Genomic DNA, 25,202 nt, shown 5'->3' on the forward strand with positions numbered 1-25,202 from the left:
CGTGCGCCTCCCCGACCCCCATCGCTCGCGGATCGTACTGATCGGCGCCGGCCGGTACTCCGATCCGAACCTGCCGGACCTGCCGGCCGTCCACCGCACCGTCACCGACCTGGCCGGACTCCTCACCGACCGGTACTACGGGCTGGTCCCCGAAAGCCACTGCACGGTACTGCTCGACGACGGCGACCTGCGCACCGTCGGCGGACGGCTGCGGAGCGCCCTCGCCGAGGCGGAGGACCTGCTCCTCGTCCACTACGCCGGCCACGGCCTGGTCGGCGGCCGGCGCCACGATCTGTACCTGGCGCTGCCCGACAGCGAGTGGGACGCACCGGAGTTCAACTCCCTGGAGTACGACAAGCTGCGCGGCGCGGTGCTGGACTCCCCCGCCGAGACCAAGGTGGTCGTGCTCGACTGCTGCTTCTCCGGCCGGGCGGTGGCCGACTCGCTGGCGGGCGAGGGCGAGCGGATCGGCCAACTGGAGGTGGCCGGCACCTACGTGCTGACCTCGGCGCAGCGCGACCAGGTGTCCCTCGCCCTGCCCGGCGAGGACCACACCGCGTTCACCGGGCGGCTGATGCGGCTGCTGCGCGAGGGTGTGGTCGGCGGACCCGAACTCCTCACCGTCGACGACCTCTACCAGCGGCTGCGGACCATGATGGGGGCCGAGGGGCTGCCGGTCCCGCTCAACCGGGGCGCCGGTGGCGCCCACCGGATCGCCCTGGGCCTCAACCGCGCCTTCGCCGCGACCGCCGGCCCCGAGCTGGGCCGGCGGCACCTGGCCGCGCTGGAGCAGGGCAGGGCCGGGGACTGGAAGGGCGCGGCCGGGCAGCTCCAGAAGATCCTCGACGAGCAGACCCGCCTCCTCGGCGCCGAGCACACCGACACCCTGCGCACCCGGCAGTCCTACGCGCACAGCCTGGGCGGGGCGGGCACCCCGGTGGAGGCCGCGGGGCTGCTCCGGCACCTTCTCGCCGAGCAGATACGGCTGCTCGGCCCCGACCACGAGGACACCCTGCGCACCCGGCAGTACCTCGCGGTGAACCTCGGCGAGGCCGGGCACCGGGAGGAGGCGGTGGGGATGCTGCGGGTGCTGCTCGCGGACCGGGGCCGGGTGCTGGGCGGCGAGCACGAGGACACCTCGCGCACCCGGCACATGCTGGCCCGCAACCTCGCCCTGACCGGTGCCCGGGACGAGGCGGTGGCGCTGCTGCGGCAGCTGGTGGCGGAGCGGGACAGGGTGCTGGGCGGCGAGCACGCGCTGACCCGGCGGGCGCGGGAGGACCTGGAGGGGGTGGCGGATGTCCGAGCGGTTCGGTGAGCGGGCGCGGCACGTGGTCGACGCGGCGGGCGAGCAGGCGCGGAAGCTCCGCCACGACCACATCGCTCCGGGCCATCTCCTGCTGGGGCTGCTGGAGGACGCCGAGGTGAACGGCGGTCTCGAAGAGATGGAAGGCGTCCTCGGCGTTCCGGCCGCGCGGGTCCGCGCGGCGGTGACGGGCGCTCTGGGCAGGGGGACGGCCGTACCGGGCAGCGGAACCCCCCTCACCGCGGAGACATCGGCCGTGCTGGATCTCGCGGAGCGCGAAGCCCAGGCGCTCGGTGACGCGTGGGTGCATCGCTGGCACATCGTCCTCGGCCTGATCTCCCAGGACAGCGCCACCGCCGCCGGTGCCCTGCGGGAGAGCGGAGTGGATCTCGCCCACACCCTGCACCTGATCACGGGCCTGACCCCACCCGCCGCCCCGGCCGCCCTCCTCGCCACCGTCACCCGTGACCTCTCCGCTTCCGGCACCCCGGTCGTCGGCCGCGCGTCCGAGATCGACCGCGTGCTCCAGGTCCTCACCCGTCACCACCGCAACACCCCTCTGCTCGTCGGCGAACCCGGCGTGGGCAAGGAGGCGGTGGTCAGGGGGGTGGCCCTGGCGATCGCCGAGGGCCGGGTACCGGCGCCGCTGCGCGGCCGGACCGTCCGCGCCCTCGACCTCGGCGCCGTCCTCACCGACCCGCAGCACCGGGCCCGTGGCACCGCGCTGCTCGCCGACCTCCTGAGCGACGTCGAGGCGGACGCCCGCCTGGTCCTCTGCCTCGACGGCGCCCTCACCCCCCTCCACCTGCCCGAGGGCGGCACCACCACCCCGCTCGCGCTGTTCCGCCCCCTGCTCGAAGCGCCGGAGGTCTACGTCCTCGGCGACTGCGGCCGGGCCGAGTACGACCGCCGGGACCCGGATCCCGGCCTCGACCGCCTCCTGCAGCCGGTGCCCGTCGAGGAGCCCTCCGCCGCCGACGTACTGCGCATCCTCGGCACCGTCCGGGACCGCCTGGAGCGACACCACACCGTCACCCTCACCGAAGAGGCGTTGACGGCAGCCGCCTCCCTGGCCCGCGAGCACGTCCCCGACCAGGCCCTGCCGGGTGCGGCGATCGGTCTGCTCGACGAGGCCGCGGCCCTGGCCCGGATGCGCGCGGCACGCTCGGACCCGCCGTCCGACCAGCCGCTGGAGGTCACCGAGCCGGACGTCGCACGGGCCCTGGCCGCCTACTCGGGGATCCGGCCCCCGGAGTCCCGGCCGGCCACGGCTCCCCGGATCATCGGACCCGTCGGGCACGACCCGTCCGTCTGGGCCCTGAGCTGACCGGACGGAGGCACGCGCGCCCGGCCGGCTCTAGCTAGCTAGTGCTGCGACCGGAAAGGTTCACCGGCTCGCGACGCCCGGCACGGCACTCCCCCAGCCTTCGGCCGGGGGTACCCCCACGCCGCGTTGTCGCATCACCCGAGTACATCCAGTACGCGGGCGACGCTCCGCCTTGCGATGTTCCCCCCACTGCCTGAACGGCGTGGGAGGTGCCCCCAGCACCGGACGCCGCGAGCTTCTCCGCAAACCTTTCCGGCCACAGCACTAGCGTTGAGGCATGGACCTGAAACTCGCACAGTGCTTCATCGCCGTGGACGACCACGACAAGGCCCTCTCCTTCTACCGGGACGTCCTCGGTATGGAGGTCCGCAACGACGTCGGTTTCGAGGGCATGCGATGGGTGACCGTGGGGTCACCGCTCCAGCCGGACGTGGAGATCGTGCTGGAGCCGCCCGGCGCGAATCCGGACGCCTCCCCCGCCGACCGGCAGGCCATGGCCGAACTGCTCGCCAAGGGCATGCTGCGCGGGGTCATCTTCACCACCACCGACTGCGACGCGCTGTACGAGCGGGTGCGGGAGTCGGGCGCCGATGTCCTCCAGGAGCCGACCGACCAGCCGTACGGGGTCCGCGACTGCGCCTTCCGGGACCCGGCCGGCAACATGCTGCGGTTCCTCCAGCGGGCCGAGTGAGCGGACCGCTGTGCGGCGGGCCCCGCTCACCGTGGGGATGCGCGGGACCCGCCGGGCCGGAGCCGCCGGTGGCCGTGCGGGGTCAGGAGCCGCACGGTCCCGGTGGCTCCGGGGTTCTCGGGTGGCCGGCGCCGGCGGCCTCAGCCGCTGCGCCGGGTCACGAACTCGGCCAGCGCGAGCAGACCGCCCGCCCCATCGGGGTCCGGGACCACGCGGGCCAGCTCCTGCATCGCCCGGGCCATCCGGTCGGCCGCCTCGGCCTGCGCCCAGTCACGGCCGCCCGCCCGCTCCACGGCCAGCGCCGTCCGCGCGATCTCCGCGGTGTCCCCGTCCACGTACGGCTTCCCGTACAGCTCGGCCAGTTCGGCCGAGGCCGGGGTGCCGGAGACGAGGGCCGCCACCACCGGCAGCGACTTCTTGCGGGCCACGAGGTCGGCGCCGACCGGCTTGCCGGTGCGCTGCGGGTCACCCCATATCCCGATGACGTCGTCGATCAGCTGGAAGGCGAGCCCGGCCTGCCGGCCGAAGCCGTCGAGGGCCGCGACCTCCTCATCGGTGCCGCCCGCGTACAGCGCCCCGAGCGCACAGGCGCAGCCGATCAGCGCGCCGGTCTTCGCCTCTGCCATCACGAGCACCTCGTCCAGGGTGACGTCGTCCGGGGCGCGGCCCTCCAAGGAGGTGTCGGCATGCTGTCCGGCGCACAGCTCGACCACGCACGCCGCGAGGCGGGCGGCGGCCGGGCCGGACGCCGGATGCGGATCCTCGGCGAGCAGTTGGAGAGCGAGCGCCTGCAGGGCGTCCCCGGCGAGGATGGCGTCGGTGTCGCCGAACACCGTCCAGGCGGTGGGCCGGTGCCTGCGGGAGGTGTCCCGGTCCATCACGTCGTCGTGGAGCAGGGTGAAGTTGTGGACCAGTTCCACCGCCGCGGCCGCCCGTACGGCGGCCGCCCGCGCCCCCGGCCCGCCCAGCGCGGCGGCCGCGGCGAGCACCAGCGCGGGCCGGATCGCCTTGCCCGCGTTGTCCGTCGCCGGGGTGCCGTCAGCGTGTTCCCAGCCGAGGTGGTAGCCGGCGATCCGGCGCATCGAGCCCGGCAGCGACTCGACGGCCGACCGCAGCTGTGGGTCGACGAAGGCGCGGGAGCGCTCCAGGATCGCCGAGGCCTCCTGTCCGTCGGGCGGACCGGCACCGCCGTCGCCGGCGGACACCTCCCTGGAACGCTGTTTCGTCTCCGTCATGAACTCGGCCATGGGTCCCCCTCGCGGCGTGCACGGACGGTGGCGTTTCCACCCCGACTGGGCGCATACCCCGAGGATCTACCCTCCCCGGCGGGCGGGAACACGGCCGCGAAGTGCGGAAACATCACCTCCAGCGGCCGATCTCGACGTTCTCCAGCACGCCGAGCGCGTCGGGCACCAGGACGGCCGCCGAGTAGTAGGCCGTCACCAGGTACTTGATGATGGACTGCTCGTTGATGCCCATGAACCGGACGGACAGGCTCGGCTCGATCTCGTCCGGGATACCGGACTGCCGCAGACCGATGACGCCCTGCTCCGCCTCGCCCGTACGCAGGGCGATGATCGAGCTGGTGCGGGCCTCGGTGACCGGGATCTTGTTGCACGGGTAGATCGGCACTCCGCGCCAGGTCGGGATCCGGTTGCCCGCGATCTCCACGGTCTCCGGGACCAGTCCGCGCTTGTTGAGTTCACGGCCGAACGCGGAGATCGCGCGCGGGTGGGCCAGGAAGAGCTTGGTGCCGCGCCGGCGGCTGAGCAGCTCGTCCATGTCGTCCGGGCTGGGCACGCCGTCGTGCGGCTGGAGGCGCTGCTCGTACTGGCAGTTGTTGAGCAGGCCGAACTCGCGGTTGTTGATCAGTTCGTGTTCCTGGCGCTCCTTCAGTGCCTCGACCGTGAGCCTGAGCTGGTGCTCGGTCTGGTTCATCGGCTGGTTGTAGAGGTCGGCCACGCGTGTGTGGATGCGCAGCACGGTCTGGGCGATGCTCAGCTCGTACTCGCGCGGGCTGGCCTCGTAGTCGACGAAGGTGTGCGGGATGTCCGGCTCGCCGGTGTGGCCCGCGGCCAGGTCGACGGCCTTCTCGCCGTACTTGTTGGTGCGCTGCTCGGGGACCGAGCGCTGCTGCTGGACGTGGCCCCGCAGCGAGTCGGCCCGCTCGGCGACCTGCTCGAAGTCCTGGCGGGACAGGATCAGCACCGTGCACGCGGTGTCCGCACGGGCGGTGTACTCCCAGATGGCGTCCGGGTCCACCAGCGACTGCTCGCCGAAGTAGGCGCCGTCGGCGAGGACTCCGAGGACGGCGTCGTCGCCGTAGGGTCCCGTGCCGACCTTCTCGACGCGGCCGTGGGCCAGCAGGTACACCTCGTCCGTCTGGCTTCCGAAGGAGGCGATCACCTCGCCCGGCGCGAAGTCCCGCTGCCGGCAGCGCTGCGCCAGCTCGGCGAGCACCTCCTCGTCGTCGAAGGACCGCAGGGCCGGCAGCTCGCCCAGCTCGCCGGGGACGACCTCGACGCGGTCACCGGTCTTCACGAAGGTGATGCGGCCGTCGCCGAGCGCGTACGTCAACCGCCGGTTGACCCGGTACGTGCCGCCCTGTACGTCCACCCAGGGCAGGGTCCGCAGCAGCCAGCGGGAGCTGATCTCCTGCATCTGGGGCGCGGACTTGGTCGTGGTGGCCAGGTTCCGCGCGGCCGCTGTGGCCAGGGACTGCTGCGGCTTGCCCTGTTCCGTGCGGACCTCATCGCCTACCGACATAAGGAAATGCCCTCCCATGTATGCCCGGCTCGGAATCGTGCCCGGCACCGGTCTCACGACCAGCGTTCCAGCACGGGGCGCGCTGCCGCCATTACCCGAAAGAGCGGGAATGGATCACCGCCTCGCTGGGCAGAAAGAGCGGCCCTGTCCAGGGCGCCCCGGCCGTGCGGCTTGTCCGGATCGGCTCGCACGGCGTGCGAACGACGTAGTCCTGGACGCCCGGTTTCGGTAGAAGTGTCGGCACGAGACGGCCGCGACCGGCGGCCTGTACGGCACAGTGCGAAGGAGGCGGTCATGGCCCCACCCATGTCCGCGAGCGGGTTTCTGGACGCTCTCAGAGCGGAGGGCGTCAGGGTCGTCGAGGTCGGCGACTGGGCCCACCACAACCGTGACCACAAGGGCCCGTGGGGTCCCGTGCACGGGGTGATGATCCATCACACGGTGACCCGGGGCAGCGCGCTCACGGTGGCCCTCTGCCGGGACGGCCGCCCGGGGCTGCCCGGCCCGCTGTGCCACGGGGTGATCACCAAGGACGGCACGGTCCACCTGGTCGGCTACGGCCGCGCCAACCACGCCGGGCTGGGCGACGGCGACGTCCTGCGCGCGGTCATCGCCGAGAAGGGGCTGCCGCCGGACGACGAGGCCGACACCGACGGCAACCGGTACTTCTACGGCTTCGAGTGCGAGAACCTGGGCGACGGCGAGGACCCGTGGCCCGATGCCCAGCTGGAGGCGGTCGAGAGGGCCTCGGCGGCCGTCTGCCGGCACCACGGCTGGACGGAACGCTCGGTGATCGGCCACCTGGAGTGGCAGCCCGGCAAGGTGGACCCCCGCGGCTTCACTATGGACTGGCTGCGCGAACGCGTGCGCGAACGTCTGAAGGCGTAGCCGACAATGAAGCCGTGCCCAGCGCCGACCCCCTCGCCCCGCGCCTGCCCTCCCCACTGCGGGAAGTGGCCGACGACCGGTTCGCCCGTCACGGGGTGCGGCTTCTCCTCAAGCGCGACGACCTGATCCACCCGGAGCTGATCGGGAACAAGTGGCGCAAGCTGGTGCCCAACCTGGCGGCGGCGGGCGACCGGGCGCTGGTCACCTTCGGCGGGGCCTACTCCAACCATCTGCGGGCCACCGCCGCCGCGGGACGCATCCTGGGCCGGACCACCGTCGGCGTGGTCCGGGGCCAGGAACTGGCCGACCGCCCGCTCAACGCCTCCCTGGCCCGCTGCGCGGCCGACGGCATGCGACTGCACTTCGTCGACCGGTCGACGTACCGCGCGAAGGCCGAGCCCGGGACGCTGGCCGGCATCCTGCGCGACATCGGCGCCGGGGACGCCTACGTGATCCCGGAGGGCGGCAGCAACGCCGAAGCCGTACGCGGCTGCCGGGCCCTCGGCGAGGAACTGCGCGGGCACGCCGACGTCGTCGCGCTCGCCTGCGGCACCGGTGGCACGCTGGCCGGGACCGCCGCGGGCCTGGCCCCCGGTCAGCGCGCGCTCGGCATACCCGTCGTCAAGGGCGGTTTCCTGGCCGCCGACACGGCAGCCCTCCAGGAGCGGGCCTTCGGCGGCCGGCGCGGCACCTGGTCCCTGGACGACCGCTTCCACTTCGGCGGCTACGCCCGCACCACCCCCGAACTCGACGCCTTCGCACAGGACTTCGAGGACCGGCACGGCCTGCCCGTCGAGCGTCTCTATGTCGCCAAGTTGCTGCACGGGCTCCTCACCCTCGCGAACGAGGGCGCCTTCGCGCGCGGGACCACCGTGGCCGCGGTCGTCACCGGCCGCCCCTTCCCCCGGGGCCGAGCCGACCGCTAGTGCTGTGGCCGGAAAGGTTTGCCGAGAAGCTCGCGGCGTCCGGTGCTGGGGGCACCTCCCACGCCGTTCAGGCAGTGGGGGAGCCTCGCAAGGCGGAGCGTCGCCCGCGTACCGGATGTACTCGGGTGATGCGACAACGCGGCGTGGGGGTACCCCGGCCGAAGGCTGGGGGAGTGCCGTGCCGGACGCCGCGAGCCGGTGACCCCTTCCGGTCGCAGCACTAGGCCGCCTCCCGGTAGGCCGCCGCCTCCTCCAGGTCCAGTCGGCGCAGCAGCGCGCGGAGCATCTCGTCGTCGATGTAGCGGTGGTCGCGGAGCTTGACGAAGACCTCGCGCTCGGCGCTGATCATCTCCCGGGACAGCCTGCGGTAGGTGTCGTCGACGGACTCGCCGCTGACCGGGTTGACCTGGCCCAGCCGCTCCCAGACGGCGTTGCGGCGGCGCTCCAGGACGCTGCGCAGGCGGTCGGCGAGCGGTGGGGGCAGGGCGTTGCGCTCGTCGGAGAGGAGTTCGTCGAGGCGGCTCTCGGCGGCGCGGGAGGCCTGCGCCTGGGCGTTGGCCTCGGCGAGCGTCTCGGTCTGGGCGTCCCGGCCGGGAAACCGCAGGAAGCGGATCAGCGGCGGCAGCGTCAGCCCCTGCACCACCAGTGTCCCGATGACCGTCGTGAAGGTCAGGAAGAGGATCAGGTTGCGCTGCGGGAAGGGGGCACCGCCGTGCACGGTCAACGGGATCGAGAAGGCGATGGCCAGCGACACCACGCCCCTCATCCCGGCCCAGCCCGTCACCATCGCGCCCCTCCAGGTGGGATTGTCCTCACGTTCCCTGATGCGCGCCGAGAACCGGCGCGGTACGAAGGTCGCCGGATAGACCCAGACGAAGCGGGCCGCGACGACCACCAGGAAGACGGCGACCGCGTACCAGGCGGCCTCGATGCCCTTGTACGCGCCGAGGCCCTTGAGGACGACCGGCAGCTGCAGGCCGATCAGCGCGAAGACGGCCGACTCCAGGACGAAGGCGACCATCTTCCACACCGCCTCCTCCTGGAGGCGGGTGGCGAAATCGACCTCCCACGCGCGGTGGCCGAGGTACAGGGCGACGACCACGACCGCGAGGACCCCGGAGGCGTGCACCTGCTCGGCGACCGAGTAGGCGACGAACGGGATGAGGAGGGAGAGCGTGTTCTGCAGGAGGGGTTCCGTCAGGCGCGTGCGCAGCCAGTGCAGGGGGGCCATCAGGACGAGTCCGACGCCGACCCCGCCGACCGCCGCCAGCAGGAACTCGCCGATCCCCCCGGCCCAGGTGGCGCCCTCCCCGACGGCGGCGGCGAGGGCGACCTTGTAGGCGGTGATCGCGGTGGCGTCGTTCAGCAGAGACTCGCCCTGGAGGATCGTGGTGATCCTGGAGGGCAGGCCCACCCGGCGCGCGACCGCCGTCGCGGCCACCGCGTCCGGCGGCGCCACCACCGCGCCCAGCACCAGCGCGGCGGGCAGCGGCATCCCGGGCACGATCCCGTAGACCGCCCAGCCGACGACGAAGGTCGCGAAGAGCACGTACCCGACCGAGAGCAGCGCCACCGGTCGCAGTTGCGCCCGCAGGTCGAGGTAGGAGCTGTCGCTCGCCGAGGTGTACAGCAGCGGGGGCAGGAGCAGCGGCAGGACGACCTCGGGGTCGAGGGTGTAGTCCGGGACGCCGGGGACGTACGAGACGGCCAGGCCGGCGGCCACCAGCAGCAGCGGCGCCGGCACCGGGGTGCGCCGGGCCGCCCCCGCGATCGCGGCGCTCCCCGCCACCAGCAGAAGCAGTGGCATCACGTCCATCGTCCTCGCCCGCCCTCTTTTTCCGCGCGGTCACCCGCACGACCGTCGTAATCTGGCAATCATGAAACAGTGCACGCATGCCGACGCGCTGCCGCACCCCGAACCCGAGCCGCTGAACGAGACCTGCCCGGAGTGTCTCGCGCGCGGCACGCACCCGGTGCAGCTGCGGATCTGTCTGACCTGTGGCCACGTCGGCTGCTGCGACTCCTCGCCGGGACGGCACGCGACGGAGCATCATGAGAAGTCGGGCCATCCCGTGATGCGGACCTTCGAACCGGGCGAGGACTGGCGTTGGTGCTTCGTCGACCACGTTCTCGTGTGACACTTCAAGGGACCGCCGGAGCCGACGGTTCGACCGTCTGACGTGTGGGTACGTCAACCCGGCGCGCGCTCTTCCCAATTGGGCCCCCGGACCCTCTAGACACGGAGCGTATCCACAGCTTTACTGTGAGTGACGCCAGGGGGTTGGGGTCCCGGGGACAGGAATGTTCGGAGCGCGATAGCGTCACCGCTGAACCACTCATCGCGTTACCCCGAGGGGCGACCCTCGGCCCCGTAAAGCTTGTACCACCATGGAGGTGAGGGTGTCCCAGATCGCAGGCGAGCCCGCGACCCAGGACTTCGTGGAAGTCCGGCTGCCGGCTGCGGGTGCCTACCTGTCGGTGCTGCGGACGGCCACGGCCGGTCTCGCGGCCCGCTTGGACTTCACCCTGGACGAGATCGAGGACCTGCGGATCGCGGTGGACGAGGCCTGCGCGATCCTGCTTCAGCAGGCCGTGCCCGGCTCCGTGCTCAGCTGTGTCTTCCGGCTCGTCGACGACTCGCTGGAGGTCACGGTGTCAGCGCCGACGACGGACGGCCACGCCCCCTCGCGGGACACCTTCGCCTGGACCGTGCTGTCGGCCCTCGCGGGCAAGGTCTCGTCCGCCGTCGACGAGGACAAGACCGTGTCGATCAGCCTCTACAAACAGCGCGGCGCGGGACCCGGGCCGGCGTGAGGAACGGGGACGGGCCGGTGCGGGACGAAGAACTCGGCACACGGGAGCTGCCGACCGGGGGCGTGGAGCCCGCGGACGGCTCCCGACGCATGGCGGACGGTGTCAACGGCATCCCCGACCAGGCCAGGCCGCACCCGGAGGACGACTCCGCGCGGGCCGGCCGGGACGATGCCGCGCGGAGCACGCCCGCCAAGGGACGGAACGGGATCGCATCCCCAGGCCACGCGGAGGCGAAGGCCCGGGGGAGGGCGACGGGCGGGACGATGAGCGAGCACGAGCGGAACGCCGAGGACGACACGCTGGGCGCGGAGGACGTGCAGGCCACACAGCACGACCCCGTGCAGACGAAACAGCATGATCCTCACGACCGCAGCGGGGCGCGGGCGATGTTCGTCGAGCTGCGCAAGCTGAGGGACGGCAGCCCGGAGTACGCGGAGCTGCGCAACCAGCTGGTCCGCATGCACCTGCCGCTCGTCGAGCACCTCGCGCGCCGCTTCCGCAACCGCGGCGAGCCGCTGGACGACCTCACCCAGGTCGCCACCATCGGTCTGATCAAGTCCGTCGACCGCTTCGACCCGGAGCGCGGCGTGGAGTTCTCCACGTACGCCACCCCGACGGTCGTCGGCGAGATCAAGCGGCACTTCCGGGACAAGGGCTGGGCGGTCCGCGTGCCGCGCCGCCTCCAGGAGCTGCGCCTGTCGCTGACCACGGCCACGGCCGAGCTGTCCCAGCAGCACGGCCGCTCCCCGACCGTCCATGAGCTGGCCGAGAAGCTCGCCATCTCGGAGGAGGAGGTCCTGGAGGGCCTGGAGTCCGCCAACGCGTACTCCACGCTGTCCCTGGACGTCCCCGACACCGACGACGAGTCCCCGGCGGTCGCCGACACGCTCGGCGCGGAGGACGAGGCGCTGGAGGGGGTGGAGTACCGCGAGTCCCTCAAGCCCCTGCTGGAGGATCTTCCGCCCCGGGAGAAGCGGATCCTGCTGCTGCGCTTCTTCGGCAACATGACCCAGTCGCAGATCGCCCAGGAGGTCGGCATCTCCCAGATGCACGTCTCCCGGCTGCTCGCCAGGACCCTGGCCCAGCTGCGGGAGAAGCTGCTGGTGGAGGAGTAGCCCCAGGGCCTTCCCGGGAAGGCCCCCGGTGTCCCCCGGTCCTGGCTACCGCCTAGGACTTCCCGTCCTGCGCACGGCCCGGACCCCTGATACCGAGGGCCCGGGTCGTCGCGGAGTTCACCAGCAGGACGAGCGAGGTCAGCGCGACCGCGGCGAGGACGATCCCGGCCGGGATGGCCACGCTGTCGGCCTTGAGCAGGTTGTAGGCGACCGGAAGCGCCATGATCTGCGTGATCACGGCGGGCCCGCGGCTCCAGCCGCGCATGAGCAGGAGCCCACGCGCGGCGAGCAGCGGCAGCAGGGCGAGGACGATCAGGGTGACGGCCGTGGTCGCGGCCTGCTGACGGTGGTCCGAGTCCCCGGTCAGCCCGAGGACGAGCATCCACACGCCGCCGACCAGCAGCGCCAGGCCCTCCAGCCCGGCCAGCGCGGCGGCGTACGTCAGCCGGCGCGGGCGCGGTCCGGCGGCTTCGGCGGTGTCCGGGGCGGGGTTCTGCTCGCTGCTCACCCCAAAAGGGTAGCCCTCGGCCCCCGTGGCCCCGGGGCCCGTCCCCGCCGCCCGGCCCCGAGTGGCCCCGAGTGGCCCCGGGTGGCCCCGAGTGGCCCCGAGTGTCGGGGCTCACGCCCCCCTCTCTTACCGGATCCCTAACTCGGTGTAGGACGAGTACCACCCAGTAGGTACGCTGCAATCCATGCGTGCACTTCTCGTGGTCAATCCGGCGGCAACCACCACAAGCGCACGTGGGCGCGATGTCCTGATCCACGCGCTGGCGAGCGAGATGAAGCTGGAGGCGGTCACCACCGAGTACCGCGGTCACGCCCGCGACCTGGGCCGGCAGGCGGCGGAGAGCGACGACATCGACCTGGTGGTGGCCCTCGGTGGCGACGGCACCGTCAACGAGGTCGTCAACGGCCTGCTGCACGCCGGGCCCGACCCGGAACGGCTGCCCGGTCTCGCGGTGGTCCCCGGTGGCTCCACGAACGTCTTCGCCCGCGCCCTGGGCCTGCCCAACGACCCGGTCGAGGCCACCGGCGCCCTGCTGGACGCCCTGCGCGAGGGCAGCGAGCGCGTCGTCGGCCTCGGCCTGACCGCGGGCACGCCGGGCACGGAGGACGAAGCGGTCCCGGCCCGCTGGTTCACCTTCAACGCGGGGCTCGGCTTCGACGCCGGGGTGGTCGGCCGGGTCGAGCAGCAGCGTGAACTCGGCAAGAAGTCGACCCACGCGCTGTACGTCCGTCAGGTGGTCCGGCAGTTCCTGGGCGAGCGGCACCGCCGGCACGGCCCGATCACACTGGAGCGTCCGGACGCGGACCCGGTCACCGATCTCGTCATCGCCATAATCTCGAACACGTCGCCCTGGACCTATCTCGGCAATCGCCCGATGTACACGTCACCTAAGGCCTCGTTCGATAAAGGCATCGACGTGCTCGGTCTCAGCCGCCTGTCGACGGTCACCGCTGCCCGGTATGGCACGCAGTTGCTCACTTCGTCCCCCGAGCGGGGACCCCAGGGGAAGCACGCGGTGTCCCTGCACGACCTGGACCGGTTCACCTTGCATTCGAAGGTCCCACTGCCCCTCCAGATGGACGGCGACCACCTCGGACTGCGTACCAGCGTGACGTTCACAGGCGTACGCCGCGCACTGCGTGTGATTGTGTGAGCGGAACGGGCTAAAGTCCTTTCACTCGAACGTTTAGGCCAGGATCCACCCCATGGAAGTACGGCTGTGACCCAGTCGACACCGAGGAATCAAAAAAAACTTTCCGGAAGGGGTTGTATCCGCCGCTGAGGTTTGCGAGTCTCTACGTGGCGATCGGGACGGCCCGCAACACCAGCCTCCACTGATCACCAGAACCCCTCTTCACACAAGGACCACGCCGGGGAGACTCGGTGGTCGGCCCTTCACTTGTTGAGGGATTCGTGAAAGCGTTCACATTCACAAGCAACTTGCACGTAATACCAAGGAGAGGTAGCAGCCATGGACTGGCGTCACAACGCCGTTTGCCGCGAGGAAGACCCCGAGCTCTTCTTCCCCATCGGCAACACCGGTCCTGCGCTGCTGCAGATCGAGGAAGCCAAGGCCGTCTGCCGTCGCTGCCCCGTTATGGATCAGTGTCTGCAGTGGGCGCTCGAGTCCGGCCAGGACTCCGGCGTCTGGGGTGGTCTCAGCGAGGACGAGCGCCGCGCCATGAAGCGCCGCGCCGCCCGCAACCGGGCCCGTCAGGCATCCGCCTGACACTCCCACCCCTGCGAACAGCCTGAGCTTGGCGGCGTGTACAGCACGTACACATCTCCCGCCCCCGAGCCGCAGCGCGCAGTACCCCGATGCGCTTAGCAAAGCAGCAACGAGCGACTAGCCCCGGACCACTTCAGGTCCGGGGCTCTTTGCTTTCTCGTGCTCTTCGCCTTCCGGGGCTCCCTGCCTCCGGATCAGGGCTACTTCTGCGCCCGCACCGGAACGTCCAGGATCACCCGGGTCCCCCGGCCGGGTGCAGGGACCATGTCGAAGGTGCCGCCCAACTCGCCCTCCACCAGTGTCCGCACGATCTGCAGACCGAGGTTGCCCGAGCGGTGCGGGTCGAAGCCGGGGGGCAGGCCCACACCGTCGTCCTGGACGGTGACCAGCAGCCGGGCCTCCTTGGCGGTGCCGCCGCGCACCGCCGAGACCTCGACGGTGCCGGTGTCGCCCTCGCGGAAGCCGTGTTCGAGGGCGTTCTGCAGGATCTCGGTGAGCACCATGGACAGCGGGGTGGCGACCTCGGCGTCGAGTATGCCGAAGCGTCCGCTGCGCCGGCCGGTGACCTTGCCCGGCGAGATCTCGGCGACCATCGCGAGCACGCGGTCGGCGATCTCGTCGAACTCCACCCGCTCGTCCAGGTTCTGGGACAGCGTCTCGTGCACGATGGCGATCGAGCCGACCCTCCGGACGGCCTCCTCCAGCGCCTCCCGGCCACGGTCGGACTCGATACGGCGGGCCTGCAGCCGCAACAGGGCGGCGACCGTCTGGAGGTTGTTCTTCACCCGGTGGTGGATCTCCCGGATGGTCGCGTCCTTGGTGATCAACTCGCGTTCGCGGCGCCGCAGTTCCGTGACGTCCCGCAGCAGCACCAGCGAGCCGATGCGGGTGCCCTTGGGCTTGAGCGGGATCGCCCGGAACTGGATCACTCCGTCGCCGGACTCGATCTCGAACTCGCGCGGCGCCCACCCGCTGGCGACCTTGGCCAGCGCCTCGTCGACCGGCCCCCGGGTCGGGGCGAGTTCGGCGGTGGTCCGGCCCAGGTGGTGGCCGACCAGGTCGGCGGCGAGACCGAGGCGGTGGTAGGCGGACAGGGCGTTCGGGGAGGCGTACTGGACGGTGCCGTCGGCGTCCAGCCGGATCAGGCCGTCGCCGACGCGCGGCGAGGCGTCCATGTCGACCTGCTGGTCCGGGAAGGGGAAGGAACCGGCCGCGATCATCTGCGCCAGGTCGGAGGCGCTCTGGAGGTACGTCAGCTCCAGGCGGCTCGGGGTGCGCACGGTCAGCAGGTTGGTGTTGCGGGCGATGACGCCGAGGACGCGGCCCTCACGTCGTACGGGGATCGACTCGACCCGTACGGGGACCTCTTCGCGCCACTCCGGGTCGCCCTCGCGCACGATCCGGCCCTCGTCCAGCGCCGCGTCCAGCATGGGGCGCCGGCCGCGCGGGACGAGGTGGCCGACCATGTCGTCCTGGTAGGAGGTGGGGCCGGTGTTCGGACGCATCTGGGCGACCGAGACGTACCGGGTGCCGTCGCGGGTGGGGACCCACAGGACCAGGTCGGCGAAGGAGAGGTCGGAGAGCAGCTGCCACTCCGAGACCAGCAGGTGGAGCCACTCGAGGTCGGAGTCCCCGAGGGCGGTGTGCTGGCGGACGAGTTCGTTCATGGAGGGCACATGTGCGAGCGTACCCGGGCGGCTGTGGGTGGCTGAAAAACACCCGCGGGCCGCGGCGCCTGGGAGGGACCCTCAACCCTCCCGGCACCGCAGCCCGGAGCAGAATCGGCCGTGGGGTGTGCGGTCCCAGTCGGCCGAAGGTCGAGGAGCCGGGGCAGTCAGGGCAGAGAGCACCGGTTCCTCGGTCCGCCTTCCTGTGCGGGGAAGACGGAGGACTGTGTTCGTACGCATTGTGGACTGGACCACGAGTTGTGTCCATGCGTGCGAAGTTGCAGCAACTTGGCGCTTCGAAGCCTAGCCCGCCCGGGCCATGTACGGGGCCAGATGGTCATGGCAATTTCCGGCCTGGATGCTAGATTGGTCTAAACCACATATCTTGCTCTGTTCCTCTCCCCCTCCAGCCTCCCCGGCCCTCTTCAGAACGGCAGGCCCAGCGTGGAAGTTGTCATCGTTCCGGACGCCGACGCGGGCGGCGAGCTGATCGCCGAGGCCATGGCCCGGCTGCTGCGGCGCAGGCCCGACGCGCTGCTCGGCGTGGCCACCGGCTCGACCCCACTGCCCGTCTACCAGGCGCTGACGGCCAAGGTGCGCGCCGGTGCCGTGGACGCCTCCCGGGCGCGGATCGCGCAGCTCGACGAATACGTGGGGCTGCCGGCCGAGCATCCCGAGTCCTACCGGTCGGTGCTGCGGCGGGAGGTGCTGGAGCCGCTCGGACTCGGGATGGAGGCGTTCATGGGGCCGGACGGCACGGCCGAGGACGTACCGGCGGCCTGCCGGGCCTACGACCGCGCGCTCACCGAGGCCGGCGGGGTGGACCTGCAGTTGCTGGGCATAGGGACCGACGGGCACATCGGGTTCAACGAGCCGTGCTCCTCGCTCGCCTCGCGCACCCGGATCAAGACCCTGACCGAGCAGACCCGGATCGACAACGCCCGGTTCTTCGACGGCGACATCACGCGGGTGCCGCACCATGTCATCACCCAGGGCATCGGCACGATCCTGGAGGCCCGGCACCTGGTGCTGCTCGCGACGGGCGAGGGCAAGGCGGACGCGGTCGCCGCGACGGTGGAGGGACCGGTCGCGGCCGTGTGCCCGGCCTCGGCGCTGCAACTGCACCCGCACGCCACGGTCGTCGTCGACGAGCCCGCCGCGTCCAAGCTGAAGCTGGCGGACTACTTCCGGTACACCTACGCCAGCAAGCCGGACTGGCAGGGCATCTGACCCCCGCCCCCACCCCCAGCAGCGAGGTGCCGGCCACCCGGAACGGGTGTCCGGCACCTCCGCCGTCCCGGGACGAACGCACGCCCGCCTCCACCGCCACCGAGCCGGCGAGCGGGCGGTGAAGCGTCGGCCGGACACCCGTCTCCAGCACCACCGCCACCGCATGCGACCGGGCCGGCGCCCGAGCAGCGAGGCGCCGGTCACCCCGGAACAGGGGCCGGCGCCTTCCTCGTCCCGGAGCCCCTGCTTCACGGCCGGGCCGGGACCGGGCGGCGAAGGGCCGGCCGCTCGCCGAAGAGCGACCGGCGCCTTTCCGCGCGGCACCCCCTACCCCCGCGCGATCACCTCGGCCGCCGCGCGGCCGCACACTCGGGCCGCGCCGTGGGTGGCCAGGTGCAGGGCACCCCGGGCGGGGGCCCGGGGGACGCCCATCTCGACCACGACCGTGTCGGGGCGGGCCGTGAGCAGGGTGTCGAGGGCCGCCGTCATCCAGGGATGGCGGTGCTCGTCGCGGACCACGGCGACGATGCGGCGCTCCCCCGCCGCGGCCAGCGCCTCCTGCCCGGCCCGCTCCCCGGCGAAGCCGCCGGTCTCCGTCCCGGGCAGGAGCCGGGAGAGTTCCGCGGCCACGCCCCACGGCGTCTCGTCGCCGACGGCGATGTTCGCGACCGGCGTGAACGCGGCGACGTACGGCGCCTCGGCGAGCGGGGTGAAGGACGCTCCCCCCGTCACCCGCAGGGCGCGCCGGGCCGCGCGCAGGCCCACCTCGGGGTCGGGTGCGGTCTCGGCGGTGGCCGCGGTGCTGGTCCAGCCGGCCAGCCGGCGTACCCGGTGGGCCGCGTCCGCGAGCCGTTCCTCGGGCAGTTCACCGGAGCGCACCGCCGTGACCAGGGCGTCCCGCAGGCGCCGTACCGTCTCGTCGTCGGCGAGGCCGCCGCCCACGCAGATGGCGTCGGCGCCGGCGGCGATCGCGAGGACGCTGCCCCGCTCGATGCCGTACGTGCCCGCGATGGCCTGCATCTCCATGCCGTCGGTGACGATGAGGCCGTCGTAGCCGAGTTCGCCGCGCAGCAGCTTCGTCAACGCGCCGGGCGAGAGCGTCGCCGGGCGGTCCGGGTCCAGGGCCGGGACCAGGATGTGGGCGCTCATCACGGCGCGGGTGCCGGCGGCGATGGCCGCGCGGAAGGGCGCCAGTTCGCGCTCCGACAGCACTTCGGCCGGCACGTCGATGCGCGGGAGCGCGTGGTGGGAGTCGACCGCCGTGTCACCGTGGCCCGGGAAGTGCTTCGTACAGGCCGCCACCGCGGCGGACTGCAGGCCGGTGACGTAGGCCGCGGTGTGCCGGGCCACCAGATCGGGGTCGGCGCCGAAGGAGCGCACGCCGATCACGGGGTTCGCCGGGTTCGAGTTCACGTCGGCCGAGGGGGCCCAGTTCAGGTTCACCCCGCAGGCCGCGAGGCGGCGGCCCAGTTCGGCGGCCACCTCCCTGGTCAGTTCCACGTCGTCCACCGCGCCGAGGGCGTGGTTGCCGGGGAAGGAGGAGCCGGTGCGCACCTCCAGGCGGGTCACGTCACCGCCCTCCTCGTCGATCGCCACGAGGACGTCGTCCCGCTCTGCGCGCAACTGGGCGGTCAGGGCCGACAGTTGCTCGGGAGAGGCGATGTTGCGGCCGAAGAGGCCGACGGAGGCCAGCCCCTCGCCGAGCCGGCGCAGCAGCCAGTCGGGGGCCGTGGTGCCCGGAAAGCCGGGCTGGAGGACGGTGAGCGCGTCGCGCGTCAGTGTGTCCGTGCCGCTGGCGATGGTCGTCATCGGGTGGCGTTATCCCTTCACGGCGCCCGCGGTCAGTCCCGCGGCCATCTTGCGCTGGACGAGGAGGAAGAGGACGACGATCGGCACGGCCATCATGGTGGATCCGGCCATCATCGGGGCGTACTCGGTGCCGTGCTTGGTGGTGAAGTTGCCGAGCCACACGGTCGCGGTCTGGTGCTCCTGGCTCAGCAGCATCAGGGCGTACAGGTACTCGTTCCACGCCTGGATGAAGGCGTACACCGAGGTGGCGACCATGCCGGGGGCGAGCAGGGGGAAGACGACGCGGACGAAGGCGCCCGTGCGGGAGCAGCCGTCGACCATCGCGGCCTCCTCCAGCTCCCGGGGGATGTTGACGATGAAGCCGCGCAGCGTCCACACCGTGAAGGGGAGGATGAAGGTCAGATAGGTGATGATCAGCCCGGAGAGCTTGTCGTACTGGTTCAGGTCGTTCAGCAGCAGGAAGACCGGAATGATCATGGAGACCAGCGGGACCATCTGGACCGCCAGGATGCCCACGATCACGATCTTGCGGCCGCGGAAGGCGAACCGGGAGATGGCGAGCGCGGCCAGCATGCCGACGACGACGCCGATCGCCACGACCGACAGCGACACGATCAGGCTGCGGCCGACCGGCCCCCAGAAGTCGGCGATGTCCAGCGCCCGGCGGAAGTTGGACAGGGTCAGGCCGGTGGGCAGCAGGCTCGGGTCCGGGTCGATGGCGTCCTTGGCGGGCTTGATCGCCGTGTCGAGCATCCAGTAGACGGGGAAGCCGACGGTGACGAAGACGAGGAGGCCGAGGAGGTTCCAGCCGAGCCGCGACGAGCGGCGCCGCGCGGGAGCGAGCGTGGTCATTCGACCTCTCCGATCTTCAGCATCTGGCGCATGTAGACGGCGACCACACCGAGCAGCAGTACGACGGTGATGAGGGCGATCGCCGAGCCCTGGCCGTAGTCGTTGACCACGAACGCGCGGTCGTAGGAGTAGGTGGTCAGCAGCTGGAACTCGGGCTCCGGGTGGCCGCCGCGCATGACGAAGACCTGCGGGAAGACGCCCATGTCCCAGATGACCGACAGGGTCGTGAGCATCACCAGGACCGGCTTGAGGATGGGCAGGGTGACGTACCGGAAGACGCTCCAGGAGCCCGCCCCGTCCAGCCGGGCCGCCTCCTCCAGCTCCTGGGGGACCTGGGTGAGACCGGCACTGAGGGTGATGACCACGAAGGGGACCGCTCCCCAGACCACCAGCAGCATGATCACCGTCAGGCCCTGCGGGCCGCTGGCGAACCAGTTGTGGCCGATCAGGTCGACGCCGGGCAGCTTGCTCAGCAGGGCGTTGAGGATGCCGTAGTCGGCGTCGAAGAGCCATTTGAAGAGGGTGGTGGCGACCACGACCGGCATGCCCCAGCTGGCCACCAGCGCGATGTTGACCAGGGTCTTCACCCAGCCGGAGACCCGCTGGAGCAGCAGGGCGATCAGCATGCCGGCGACCATCGTGAAGATCACCGCGCCGGCCGCGAAGAGCACCGTGCGCAGAGTGACCTGCCAGAACTCGCTGTCGCCGAGCACCTGGGAGAAGTTGCCGAAGCCGACCGACTCGGCCGGCTGGAAGCCCCACAGCTGGGACTGCCCGAACTTCTGGAAGGACAGCGTGACCAGACGGACCAGCGGATAGCCCATGACCAGCAGGAGCACCAGCAGGCAGGGGGCCAGCAGCAGCCAGGGGGTGGCGGAAGAGGACGTACGCCGGCCCGGTGGCTTTCTCAGGGTGGCCCGGGGTGGGGGTGCGGGCCGCACCGGCGGCACCTTGGCGGGGGTGGTCGTGTCTGCGGCACTCATCGCGCGCTCCTCAGCGGTCCCTCGGGTGGTACGAGAAGCAGGGCCCCGCCGCCGGGACCCCCCTGGGCCGGCGGGACCCCGCTCTCAGGTCACTTGGTGTTGATGACCTTGTCGATCGCGGCGTCCGCGTCCTTCGCGGCGGCCTGGACCGACTGCTTGCCGGTGCCGATGTTCTGCAGCATGGTCTGCAGGACCTGGGCCTTCTCGACCTGGCCCCAGCCGGGGGCCATCGGGACGAACCAGTTGGACTCGGCGGCGGTGGCCGGCACGGCGGTCGCCGGGTCGTTCTTCAGAGTGGCGAGGTCGGTCTTGTTGTTGGGCAGGTTGCCCTTGGCGATCAGCCCCTTCTGCCCGGACGGACCGGTGAAGGCGTTGATCCACTCGGCGGCGAGCGCCTGCGCCTTGGACTTGACCGGGACGGCGAGGTCGGAACCGCCCAGGAAGACCGGCATGTTCTTGCCGGAGGGGCCGGGCATCACGAAGTTCTCGAGGTTGTCCTTCAGCTTGCCGGTCTTGTCGTTCTTCGGGTCGGCGGCGGTCGCGCCCTCCCAGGCGGCGCCGAAGATCATGGCGGACTTGCCCTGGCCGTAGACGATGTAACGGTCCGACTCGTCCTTGGTCTTGTCGCCGTGCATGTACTTGTCGACGATGTCCTTGAACTCGGTCAGGCCCTTGATCGACTCGGGCGAGGAGAGGTTGGCCTTCCACTGGCCGCCCTCCTGCTTGGCGATGGAGCCGCCGGCGTCGTAGACGAACGACATGGCCGCGTACCAGTCACGGGTGGGCTGGTACCAGGCACTGAACTTGTCGCCCTCCTTCTTCTGGATCTTGTCCAGGGCGGCGGTCAGCTCGGCATAGGTCCTGGGGGGCGTCTTGACGCCGACCGAAGCCGCCACGTCCTTGCGCCAGTTGGCGACGCGGCCGCCGGCGTAGTACGGCACGCCGTAGGTCTTGCCGTCGTAGGTCACCGAGGCCTTGAGGCCGTCGAGCCAGGCCGAGGAGTTGGTGAACTGGGCGGGATCGACGGGGGCGAAGGCTCCCTTGACCATGTAGCCGAGCATCTCGGTGTTGCCCATCTCGACCACGTCGGGGGCCTTGTCGGTGGCGAGGACGGCGTCCAGCTTGGTGTTCTTGTCCGGCCAGCCGTAGTACTCGTGGTTGATCTTGATGCCGGGGTGCTTCTTCTGGACGGCGGCGTCGGCCGCCTTCACCAGGTCCGGCCAGTTGTTCTGGGCATCGACGGTGAGCCAGACGGTCAGCTCCTTGGCGTCGGCGCCGCCCCCCGAAGAACCCTTGTCGTTGCCCCCGCACGCAGCGATGGAGACCACCATGCCCGCGATACCGATCGCGGCTGCCAGCTTGCGCTTCACGCCACCCTCCTCAGGTTGCCCACACCTCCCCGCCCCATGCCGGGACCTGAACCAATGGTGTAGACCAGTGCCGGAAGCTTGAACCAGACCAGGGAGCCTGTCAAGAGTGCTCGAATGGCCTCTGACCAGCCGTTATGCGACCTACATATGCAGGAACCTTTAAGTAAGAAGCCAGCGAAATCAGCGCCGCCGGAGTAGTCTCGTCCGCTAGACCACTTGAACCTATGGACTAGACCAAAACAGGTGGCGACGGTATACAGAAGGAATCATCGAGTGACCCGCATCGGGAGCCGGGAAGGCGGAGCATGAGCACCGACGTCAGCAGTGCGGAGAACGAGGCCGGGGCGAGTGTCCGTACCGCACGCGTGCCCAAGTACTACCGCCTCAAGAAGCACCTGCTGGAGATGACGGAGACGCAGGCCCCGGGCACCCCGGTGCCGCCGGAGCGCACGCTGGCCGCCGAGTTCGACACCTCGCGCACCACCGTTCGCCAGGCCCTGCAGGAACTGGTCGTCGAGGGCCGGCTCGAACGCATCCAGGGCAAGGGCACCTTCGTCGCCAAGCCCAAGGTCTCCCAGGCGCTGCAACTGACCTCGTACACCGAGGACATGCGCGCCCAGGGCCTGGAGCCGACCTCGCAGCTGCTGGACATCGGCTACATCACCGCCGACGACCGGCTCGCCGAGCGGCTCGACATCACGGCCGGCGGACGCGTGCTGCGCATCGAACGGCTGCGCATGGCCAACGGCGAACCCATGGCCATCGAGACCACCCATCTGAGCGCCAAGCGCTTCCCGGCCCTGCGCCGCTCGCTGGTGAAGTACACCTCCCTCTACACCGCGCTGGCCGAGGTCTACGACGTCCACCTCGCGGAGGCCGAGGAGACCATCGAGACCTCGCTGGCCACCCCGCGCGAGGCGGGCCTGCTCGGCACCGACGTGGGCCTGCCCATGCTGCTGCTCTCCCGGCACTCCCTCGACCGGGAGGGCCGGCCGGTGGAGTGGGTGCGGTCGGTGTACCGCGGGGACCGCTACAAGTTCGTGGCCCGCCTCAAACGCCCGGCGGAGTAGCGGATCGGCATACCGATATGCGGGCGAGGTCTTCCACTGCCGTGACCCGGTCACCTAGATTGCCTGCGCATTACACAGGTGATCAGCGAGGGGACGGAGCCGTGGCATGTCGGAAACACCTGAAGTGAGGCCACCGGTCGTGACGCCGGTCCGGGTGGTCATCGGCCTGTGTCTCGTCGCGCCGTTCGTGGCGATGCTGTGGGTCGGCTCGTACGCCAGGACCGGTCCCACGTTCATCGGTATCCCGTTCTTCTACTGGTACCAGATGCTGTGGGTGCCGCTGTCGACCGCGCTCACCATGACCGCGTACCAACTGTGGCGGCGTGACCAGCGCGGCCGCGCCCCCCAGAAGGGCGGTGTGTCGAAGTGAAGAACGGCGTCAACGGCGTCGCGCTCGGCGTCTTCATCTTCTTCTTCCTGGCCGTCACGGTCATGGGCTTCCTGGCCGCGCGCTGGCGCAGGGCGGACAACGAGGCCAGTCTCGACGAATGGGGCCTGGGCGGACGGTCGTTCGGTACCTGGGTCACCTGGTTCCTGCTCGGCGGTGACCTGTACACGGCGTACACGTTCGTCGCCGTACCGGCGGCCGTCTACGCGGCGGGCGCGGCCGGCTTCTTCGCCGTGCCGTACACCATCCTCGTGTACCCGCTGATCTTCACGTTCCTGCCCCGTCTGTGGTCGGTGTCGCACCGGCACGGCTACGTCACGACCTCGGACTTCGTGCGCGGCCGCTTCGGCTCCAAGGGGCTGTCGCTGGCGGTGGCGCTGACCGGCATCCTCGCCACGATGCCGTACATCGCCCTGCAACTGGTCGGCATCCAGGCGGTCCTGGACGTGATGGGCGTCGGCGGCGGCGACAACACCAACTGGTTCGTCAAGGACCTGCCGCTGCTGATCGCCTTCGGGGTGCTGGCCGCGTACACCTACTCGTCGGGGCTGCGCGCGCCCGCGCTGATCGCGTTCGTGAAGGACGGGCTGATCTACCTCGTCATCCTGGTGGCGATCATCTACATCCCGGTCAAGCTCGGCGGGTTCGACGACGTCTTCGCGAAGGCCGGCCACGCGTTCAGCCAGGTCAACCCGGCGACGGGCAAGCCACGCGGCGCGCTGGCCCCGCCGGTGGCGGGCCAGTGGACGTACGCCACGCTGGCGCTCGGCTCCGCGCTCGCCCTGTTCATGTACCCGCACTCGATCACCGCGACGCTGTCCTCGAAGAGCCGTGAGGTGATCCGCCGCAACACCACGATCCTGCCGCTGTACTCCCTGATGCTGGGCCTGCTCGCGCTGCTGGGCTTCATGGCGATCGCCGCGGGCGTGAAGGTCACCAACGGCCAGCTGGCCATCCCGCAGCTCTTCGCGGACATGTTCCCGTCCTGGTTCGCGGGCGTGGCCTTCGCGGCGATCGGCATCGGCGCGCTCGTCCCTGCGGCCATCATGTCCATCGCGGCCGCGAACCTGTTCACCCGCAACATCTACAAGGACTTCATCAGGCCGGACGCCACGCCGGAACAGGAGACCCGGGTCTCCAAGCTGGTCTCGCTGCTGGTGAAGGTGGGCGCGCTGGCCTTCGTCCTGACCATGGACAAGACGGTGGCGATCAACTTCCAGCTGCTGGGCGGCATCTGGATCCTGCAGACCTTCCCGGCGCTGGTCGGCGGCCTGTTCACCCGCTGGTTCCACCGCTGGGCGCTGCTCGCGGGCTGGGCGGTCGGCATGGTCTACGGCACGTTCGCCGCGTACGGGGTGGCCTCGCCGACCCAGAAGCACTTCGGCGGCTCGTCGAAGGAGATCCCGGGCATCGGCGAGATCGGCTACATCGGCCTGACGGCGTTCGTGCTGAACGTCGTCGTGACGGTGGTCCTCACCTTCGTCCTGAAGGCGGTGAAGGCCCCCGAGGGCATCGACGAGACGAGCCCGGAGGACTACACGGCCGACGCGGGCGACCCCGGGGTACAGGTGGAACTGCCGCCGGCCACCGCCGGGGCGTCCCACTAGGTAGGGCTGTCATAGGTACGGCTGTCGTAGGTACGGCTGCCGGCGGGCCGTCGGAGAGATCCGGCGGCCCGTCGTCGTACCCGCCCGGCCCGGCAGGGACCTCACTCTCCTCACCTACGAGTTGACGCTCCGACACCACCACGACACAACATCTGG

23 protein-coding genes are annotated in these 25,202 nt (G+C 71.1%); 14 read left to right on the forward strand and 9 right to left on the reverse strand.

The window, feature by feature from the left end; all coding sequences use genetic code 11:
• Position 1 precedes the first annotated feature (1 nt).
• The 3 genes from ACFYMM_RS00420 to ACFYMM_RS00430 all read left to right on the forward strand — a co-directional run bounded on the left by ACFYMM_RS00420 (position 2) and on the right by ACFYMM_RS00430 (position 3,324).
• On the forward strand, positions 2-1,318 hold the full coding sequence (locus tag ACFYMM_RS00420) for a tetratricopeptide repeat protein (protein WP_388382283.1): 1,317 nt from the start codon (positions 2-4) through the stop codon (positions 1,316-1,318).
• Entirely contained in the window at positions 1,299-2,633 is a 1,335-nt protein-coding gene (locus ACFYMM_RS00425) for a Clp protease N-terminal domain-containing protein (protein WP_388382285.1), read from the forward strand. Before ACFYMM_RS00420 ends, ACFYMM_RS00425 begins: the two co-directional genes overlap by 20 nt.
• Before the next feature lie 277 nt (positions 2,634-2,910).
• Positions 2,911-3,324 (forward strand): VOC family protein, encoded by a 414-nt coding sequence (locus tag ACFYMM_RS00430; protein WP_388382287.1) that lies wholly within the window; start codon positions 2,911-2,913, stop codon positions 3,322-3,324.
• Between the two features lie 140 nt (positions 3,325-3,464).
• Here the strand turns inward: ACFYMM_RS00430 and ACFYMM_RS00435 are convergent, their stop codons facing one another.
• Both ACFYMM_RS00435 and ACFYMM_RS00440 read right to left on the reverse strand, forming a co-directional pair.
• Positions 3,465-4,571, reverse strand: coding sequence for a family 2 encapsulin nanocompartment cargo protein polyprenyl transferase (locus ACFYMM_RS00435; protein ID WP_388382289.1), 1,107 nt, complete (start codon positions 4,569-4,571; stop codon positions 3,465-3,467).
• 112 nt (positions 4,572-4,683) lie between these two features.
• On the reverse strand, positions 4,684-6,090 hold the full coding sequence (locus ACFYMM_RS00440) for a family 2B encapsulin nanocompartment shell protein (protein WP_388382290.1): 1,407 nt from the start codon (positions 6,088-6,090) through the stop codon (positions 4,684-4,686).
• 294 nt (positions 6,091-6,384) lie between these two features.
• Between ACFYMM_RS00440 and ACFYMM_RS00445 the strand changes: the two genes are divergently transcribed.
• Complete coding sequence (locus tag ACFYMM_RS00445; protein ID WP_388382292.1) at positions 6,385-6,978, forward strand: N-acetylmuramoyl-L-alanine amidase; 594 nt, start codon at positions 6,385-6,387, stop codon at positions 6,976-6,978.
• A 14-nt stretch (positions 6,979-6,992) separates the two neighbouring features.
• The gene (locus ACFYMM_RS00450) at positions 6,993-7,904 is read left to right on the forward strand and encodes a 1-aminocyclopropane-1-carboxylate deaminase/D-cysteine desulfhydrase (protein WP_388382294.1); all 912 of its coding nucleotides are present in this window, start codon (positions 6,993-6,995) and stop codon (positions 7,902-7,904) included.
• 220 nt (positions 7,905-8,124) lie between these two features.
• On the opposite strand, the gene ACFYMM_RS00455 is transcribed toward ACFYMM_RS00450, so the two are convergent.
• The gene (locus tag ACFYMM_RS00455; protein ID WP_388382296.1) at positions 8,125-9,720 is read right to left on the reverse strand and encodes a Na+/H+ antiporter; all 1,596 of its coding nucleotides are present in this window, start codon (positions 9,718-9,720) and stop codon (positions 8,125-8,127) included.
• 61 nt (positions 9,721-9,781) lie between these two features.
• Here ACFYMM_RS00455 and ACFYMM_RS00460 point away from each other — a divergent pair, with 61 nt between their 5' ends.
• The 3 genes from ACFYMM_RS00460 (at position 9,782) to ACFYMM_RS00470 (ending at position 11,833) form a co-directional block, all read left to right on the forward strand.
• Positions 9,782-10,042, forward strand: a complete 261-nt coding sequence (locus ACFYMM_RS00460; RefSeq protein ID WP_388382297.1) for a UBP-type zinc finger domain-containing protein — start codon at positions 9,782-9,784, stop codon at positions 10,040-10,042.
• Between the two features lie 262 nt (positions 10,043-10,304).
• Entirely contained in the window at positions 10,305-10,718 is a 414-nt protein-coding gene (locus ACFYMM_RS00465) for an anti-sigma regulatory factor (RefSeq protein WP_004925829.1), read from the forward strand.
• A gap of 17 nt (positions 10,719-10,735) precedes the next feature.
• Complete coding sequence (locus ACFYMM_RS00470; protein ID WP_388383273.1) at positions 10,736-11,833, forward strand: RNA polymerase sigma factor SigF; 1,098 nt, start codon at positions 10,736-10,738, stop codon at positions 11,831-11,833.
• Positions 11,834-11,885: 52 nt separating this feature from the next.
• On the opposite strand, the gene ACFYMM_RS00475 is transcribed toward ACFYMM_RS00470, so the two are convergent.
• Positions 11,886-12,341, reverse strand: a complete 456-nt coding sequence (locus ACFYMM_RS00475; RefSeq protein ID WP_388382299.1) for a hypothetical protein — start codon at positions 12,339-12,341, stop codon at positions 11,886-11,888.
• 184 nt (positions 12,342-12,525) lie between these two features.
• Between ACFYMM_RS00475 and ACFYMM_RS00480 the strand changes: the two genes are divergently transcribed.
• Both ACFYMM_RS00480 and ACFYMM_RS00485 read left to right on the forward strand, forming a co-directional pair.
• Entirely contained in the window at positions 12,526-13,494 is a 969-nt protein-coding gene (locus ACFYMM_RS00480) for a diacylglycerol/lipid kinase family protein (protein ID WP_388382301.1), read from the forward strand.
• Between the two features lie 318 nt (positions 13,495-13,812).
• Positions 13,813-14,070, forward strand: coding sequence for a WhiB family transcriptional regulator (locus ACFYMM_RS00485; RefSeq protein WP_006142322.1), 258 nt, complete (start codon positions 13,813-13,815; stop codon positions 14,068-14,070).
• Between the two features lie 200 nt (positions 14,071-14,270).
• Here the strand turns inward: ACFYMM_RS00485 and ACFYMM_RS00490 are convergent, their stop codons facing one another.
• Positions 14,271-15,737 carry a sensor histidine kinase gene (locus tag ACFYMM_RS00490; RefSeq protein ID WP_388383275.1) on the reverse strand — a complete coding sequence of 489 codons (1,467 nt, stop codon included), beginning with the start codon at positions 15,735-15,737 and terminating at the stop codon, positions 14,271-14,273.
• Between the two features lie 444 nt (positions 15,738-16,181).
• Here ACFYMM_RS00490 and nagB point away from each other — a divergent pair, with 444 nt between their 5' ends.
• Positions 16,182-16,967: a glucosamine-6-phosphate deaminase gene (gene nagB, locus ACFYMM_RS00495; protein ID WP_388382304.1), complete on the forward strand. Its 786-nt coding sequence runs from the start codon at positions 16,182-16,184 to the stop codon at positions 16,965-16,967.
• A 327-nt stretch (positions 16,968-17,294) separates the two neighbouring features.
• On the opposite strand, the gene ACFYMM_RS00500 is transcribed toward nagB, so the two are convergent.
• The 4 genes from ACFYMM_RS00500 to ACFYMM_RS00515 all read right to left on the reverse strand — a co-directional run bounded on the left by ACFYMM_RS00500 (position 17,295) and on the right by ACFYMM_RS00515 (position 21,981).
• Positions 17,295-18,776, reverse strand: coding sequence for a glycoside hydrolase family 3 protein (locus tag ACFYMM_RS00500; protein ID WP_388382306.1), 1,482 nt, complete (start codon positions 18,774-18,776; stop codon positions 17,295-17,297).
• Positions 18,777-18,785: 9 nt separating this feature from the next.
• On the reverse strand, positions 18,786-19,628 hold the full coding sequence (locus ACFYMM_RS00505; protein ID WP_388382308.1) for a carbohydrate ABC transporter permease: 843 nt from the start codon (positions 19,626-19,628) through the stop codon (positions 18,786-18,788).
• Entirely contained in the window at positions 19,625-20,611 is a 987-nt protein-coding gene (locus ACFYMM_RS00510; protein WP_388382310.1) for a carbohydrate ABC transporter permease, read from the reverse strand. Before ACFYMM_RS00510 ends, ACFYMM_RS00505 begins: the two co-directional genes overlap by 4 nt.
• A gap of 89 nt (positions 20,612-20,700) precedes the next feature.
• Complete coding sequence (locus ACFYMM_RS00515; RefSeq protein WP_388382312.1) at positions 20,701-21,981, reverse strand: extracellular solute-binding protein; 1,281 nt, start codon at positions 21,979-21,981, stop codon at positions 20,701-20,703.
• 305 nt (positions 21,982-22,286) lie between these two features.
• Between ACFYMM_RS00515 and ACFYMM_RS00520 the strand changes: the two genes are divergently transcribed.
• The 3 genes from ACFYMM_RS00520 to mctP all read left to right on the forward strand — a co-directional run bounded on the left by ACFYMM_RS00520 (position 22,287) and on the right by mctP (position 25,046).
• Complete coding sequence (locus ACFYMM_RS00520; protein ID WP_388382314.1) at positions 22,287-23,051, forward strand: GntR family transcriptional regulator; 765 nt, start codon at positions 22,287-22,289, stop codon at positions 23,049-23,051.
• 106 nt (positions 23,052-23,157) lie between these two features.
• Positions 23,158-23,421 carry a DUF3311 domain-containing protein gene (locus tag ACFYMM_RS00525; RefSeq protein ID WP_388382316.1) on the forward strand — a complete coding sequence of 88 codons (264 nt, stop codon included), beginning with the start codon at positions 23,158-23,160 and terminating at the stop codon, positions 23,419-23,421.
• Positions 23,418-25,046 carry a monocarboxylate uptake permease MctP gene (mctP, locus tag ACFYMM_RS00530; protein ID WP_388382318.1) on the forward strand — a complete coding sequence of 543 codons (1,629 nt, stop codon included), beginning with the start codon at positions 23,418-23,420 and terminating at the stop codon, positions 25,044-25,046. Before ACFYMM_RS00525 ends, mctP begins: the two co-directional genes overlap by 4 nt.
• Positions 25,047-25,202: the final 156 nt, after the last annotated feature.

This window comes from Streptomyces sp. NPDC006739 (assembly GCF_042869815.1).
Lineage (GTDB): Bacteria > Actinomycetota > Actinomycetes > Streptomycetales > Streptomycetaceae > Streptomyces.

Excerpts from the sequence above, each read along its gene's own strand:
- ACFYMM_RS00425 (WP_388382285.1), top strand. The coding sequence starts at position 1,299 with ATGTCCGAGCGGTTCGGTGAGCGGGCGCGGCACGTGGTCGACGCGGCG.
- ACFYMM_RS00430 (WP_388382287.1), top strand. The coding sequence starts at position 2,911 with ATGGACCTGAAACTCGCACAGTGCTTCATCGCCGTGGACGACCACGAC.
- ACFYMM_RS00435 (WP_388382289.1), bottom strand. The coding sequence starts at position 4,571 with ATGGCCGAGTTCATGACGGAGACGAAACAGCGTTCCAGGGAGGTGTCC.
- ACFYMM_RS00440 (WP_388382290.1), bottom strand. The coding sequence starts at position 6,090 with ATGTCGGTAGGCGATGAGGTCCGCACGGAACAGGGCAAGCCGCAGCAG.
- ACFYMM_RS00445 (WP_388382292.1), top strand. The coding sequence starts at position 6,385 with ATGGCCCCACCCATGTCCGCGAGCGGGTTTCTGGACGCTCTCAGAGCG.
- ACFYMM_RS00455 (WP_388382296.1), bottom strand. The coding sequence starts at position 9,720 with ATGGACGTGATGCCACTGCTTCTGCTGGTGGCGGGGAGCGCCGCGATC.
- ACFYMM_RS00460 (WP_388382297.1), top strand. The coding sequence starts at position 9,782 with ATGAAACAGTGCACGCATGCCGACGCGCTGCCGCACCCCGAACCCGAG.
- ACFYMM_RS00480 (WP_388382301.1), top strand. The coding sequence starts at position 12,526 with ATGCGTGCACTTCTCGTGGTCAATCCGGCGGCAACCACCACAAGCGCA.
- ACFYMM_RS00485 (WP_006142322.1), top strand. The coding sequence starts at position 13,813 with ATGGACTGGCGTCACAACGCCGTTTGCCGCGAGGAAGACCCCGAGCTC.
- ACFYMM_RS00490 (WP_388383275.1), bottom strand. The coding sequence starts at position 15,737 with ATGAACGAACTCGTCCGCCAGCACACCGCCCTCGGGGACTCCGACCTC.
- ACFYMM_RS00500 (WP_388382306.1), bottom strand. The coding sequence starts at position 18,776 with ATGACGACCATCGCCAGCGGCACGGACACACTGACGCGCGACGCGCTC.
- ACFYMM_RS00505 (WP_388382308.1), bottom strand. The coding sequence starts at position 19,628 with ATGACCACGCTCGCTCCCGCGCGGCGCCGCTCGTCGCGGCTCGGCTGG.
- ACFYMM_RS00510 (WP_388382310.1), bottom strand. The coding sequence starts at position 20,611 with ATGAGTGCCGCAGACACGACCACCCCCGCCAAGGTGCCGCCGGTGCGG.
- ACFYMM_RS00520 (WP_388382314.1), top strand. The coding sequence starts at position 22,287 with ATGAGCACCGACGTCAGCAGTGCGGAGAACGAGGCCGGGGCGAGTGTC.
- ACFYMM_RS00525 (WP_388382316.1), top strand. The coding sequence starts at position 23,158 with ATGTCGGAAACACCTGAAGTGAGGCCACCGGTCGTGACGCCGGTCCGG.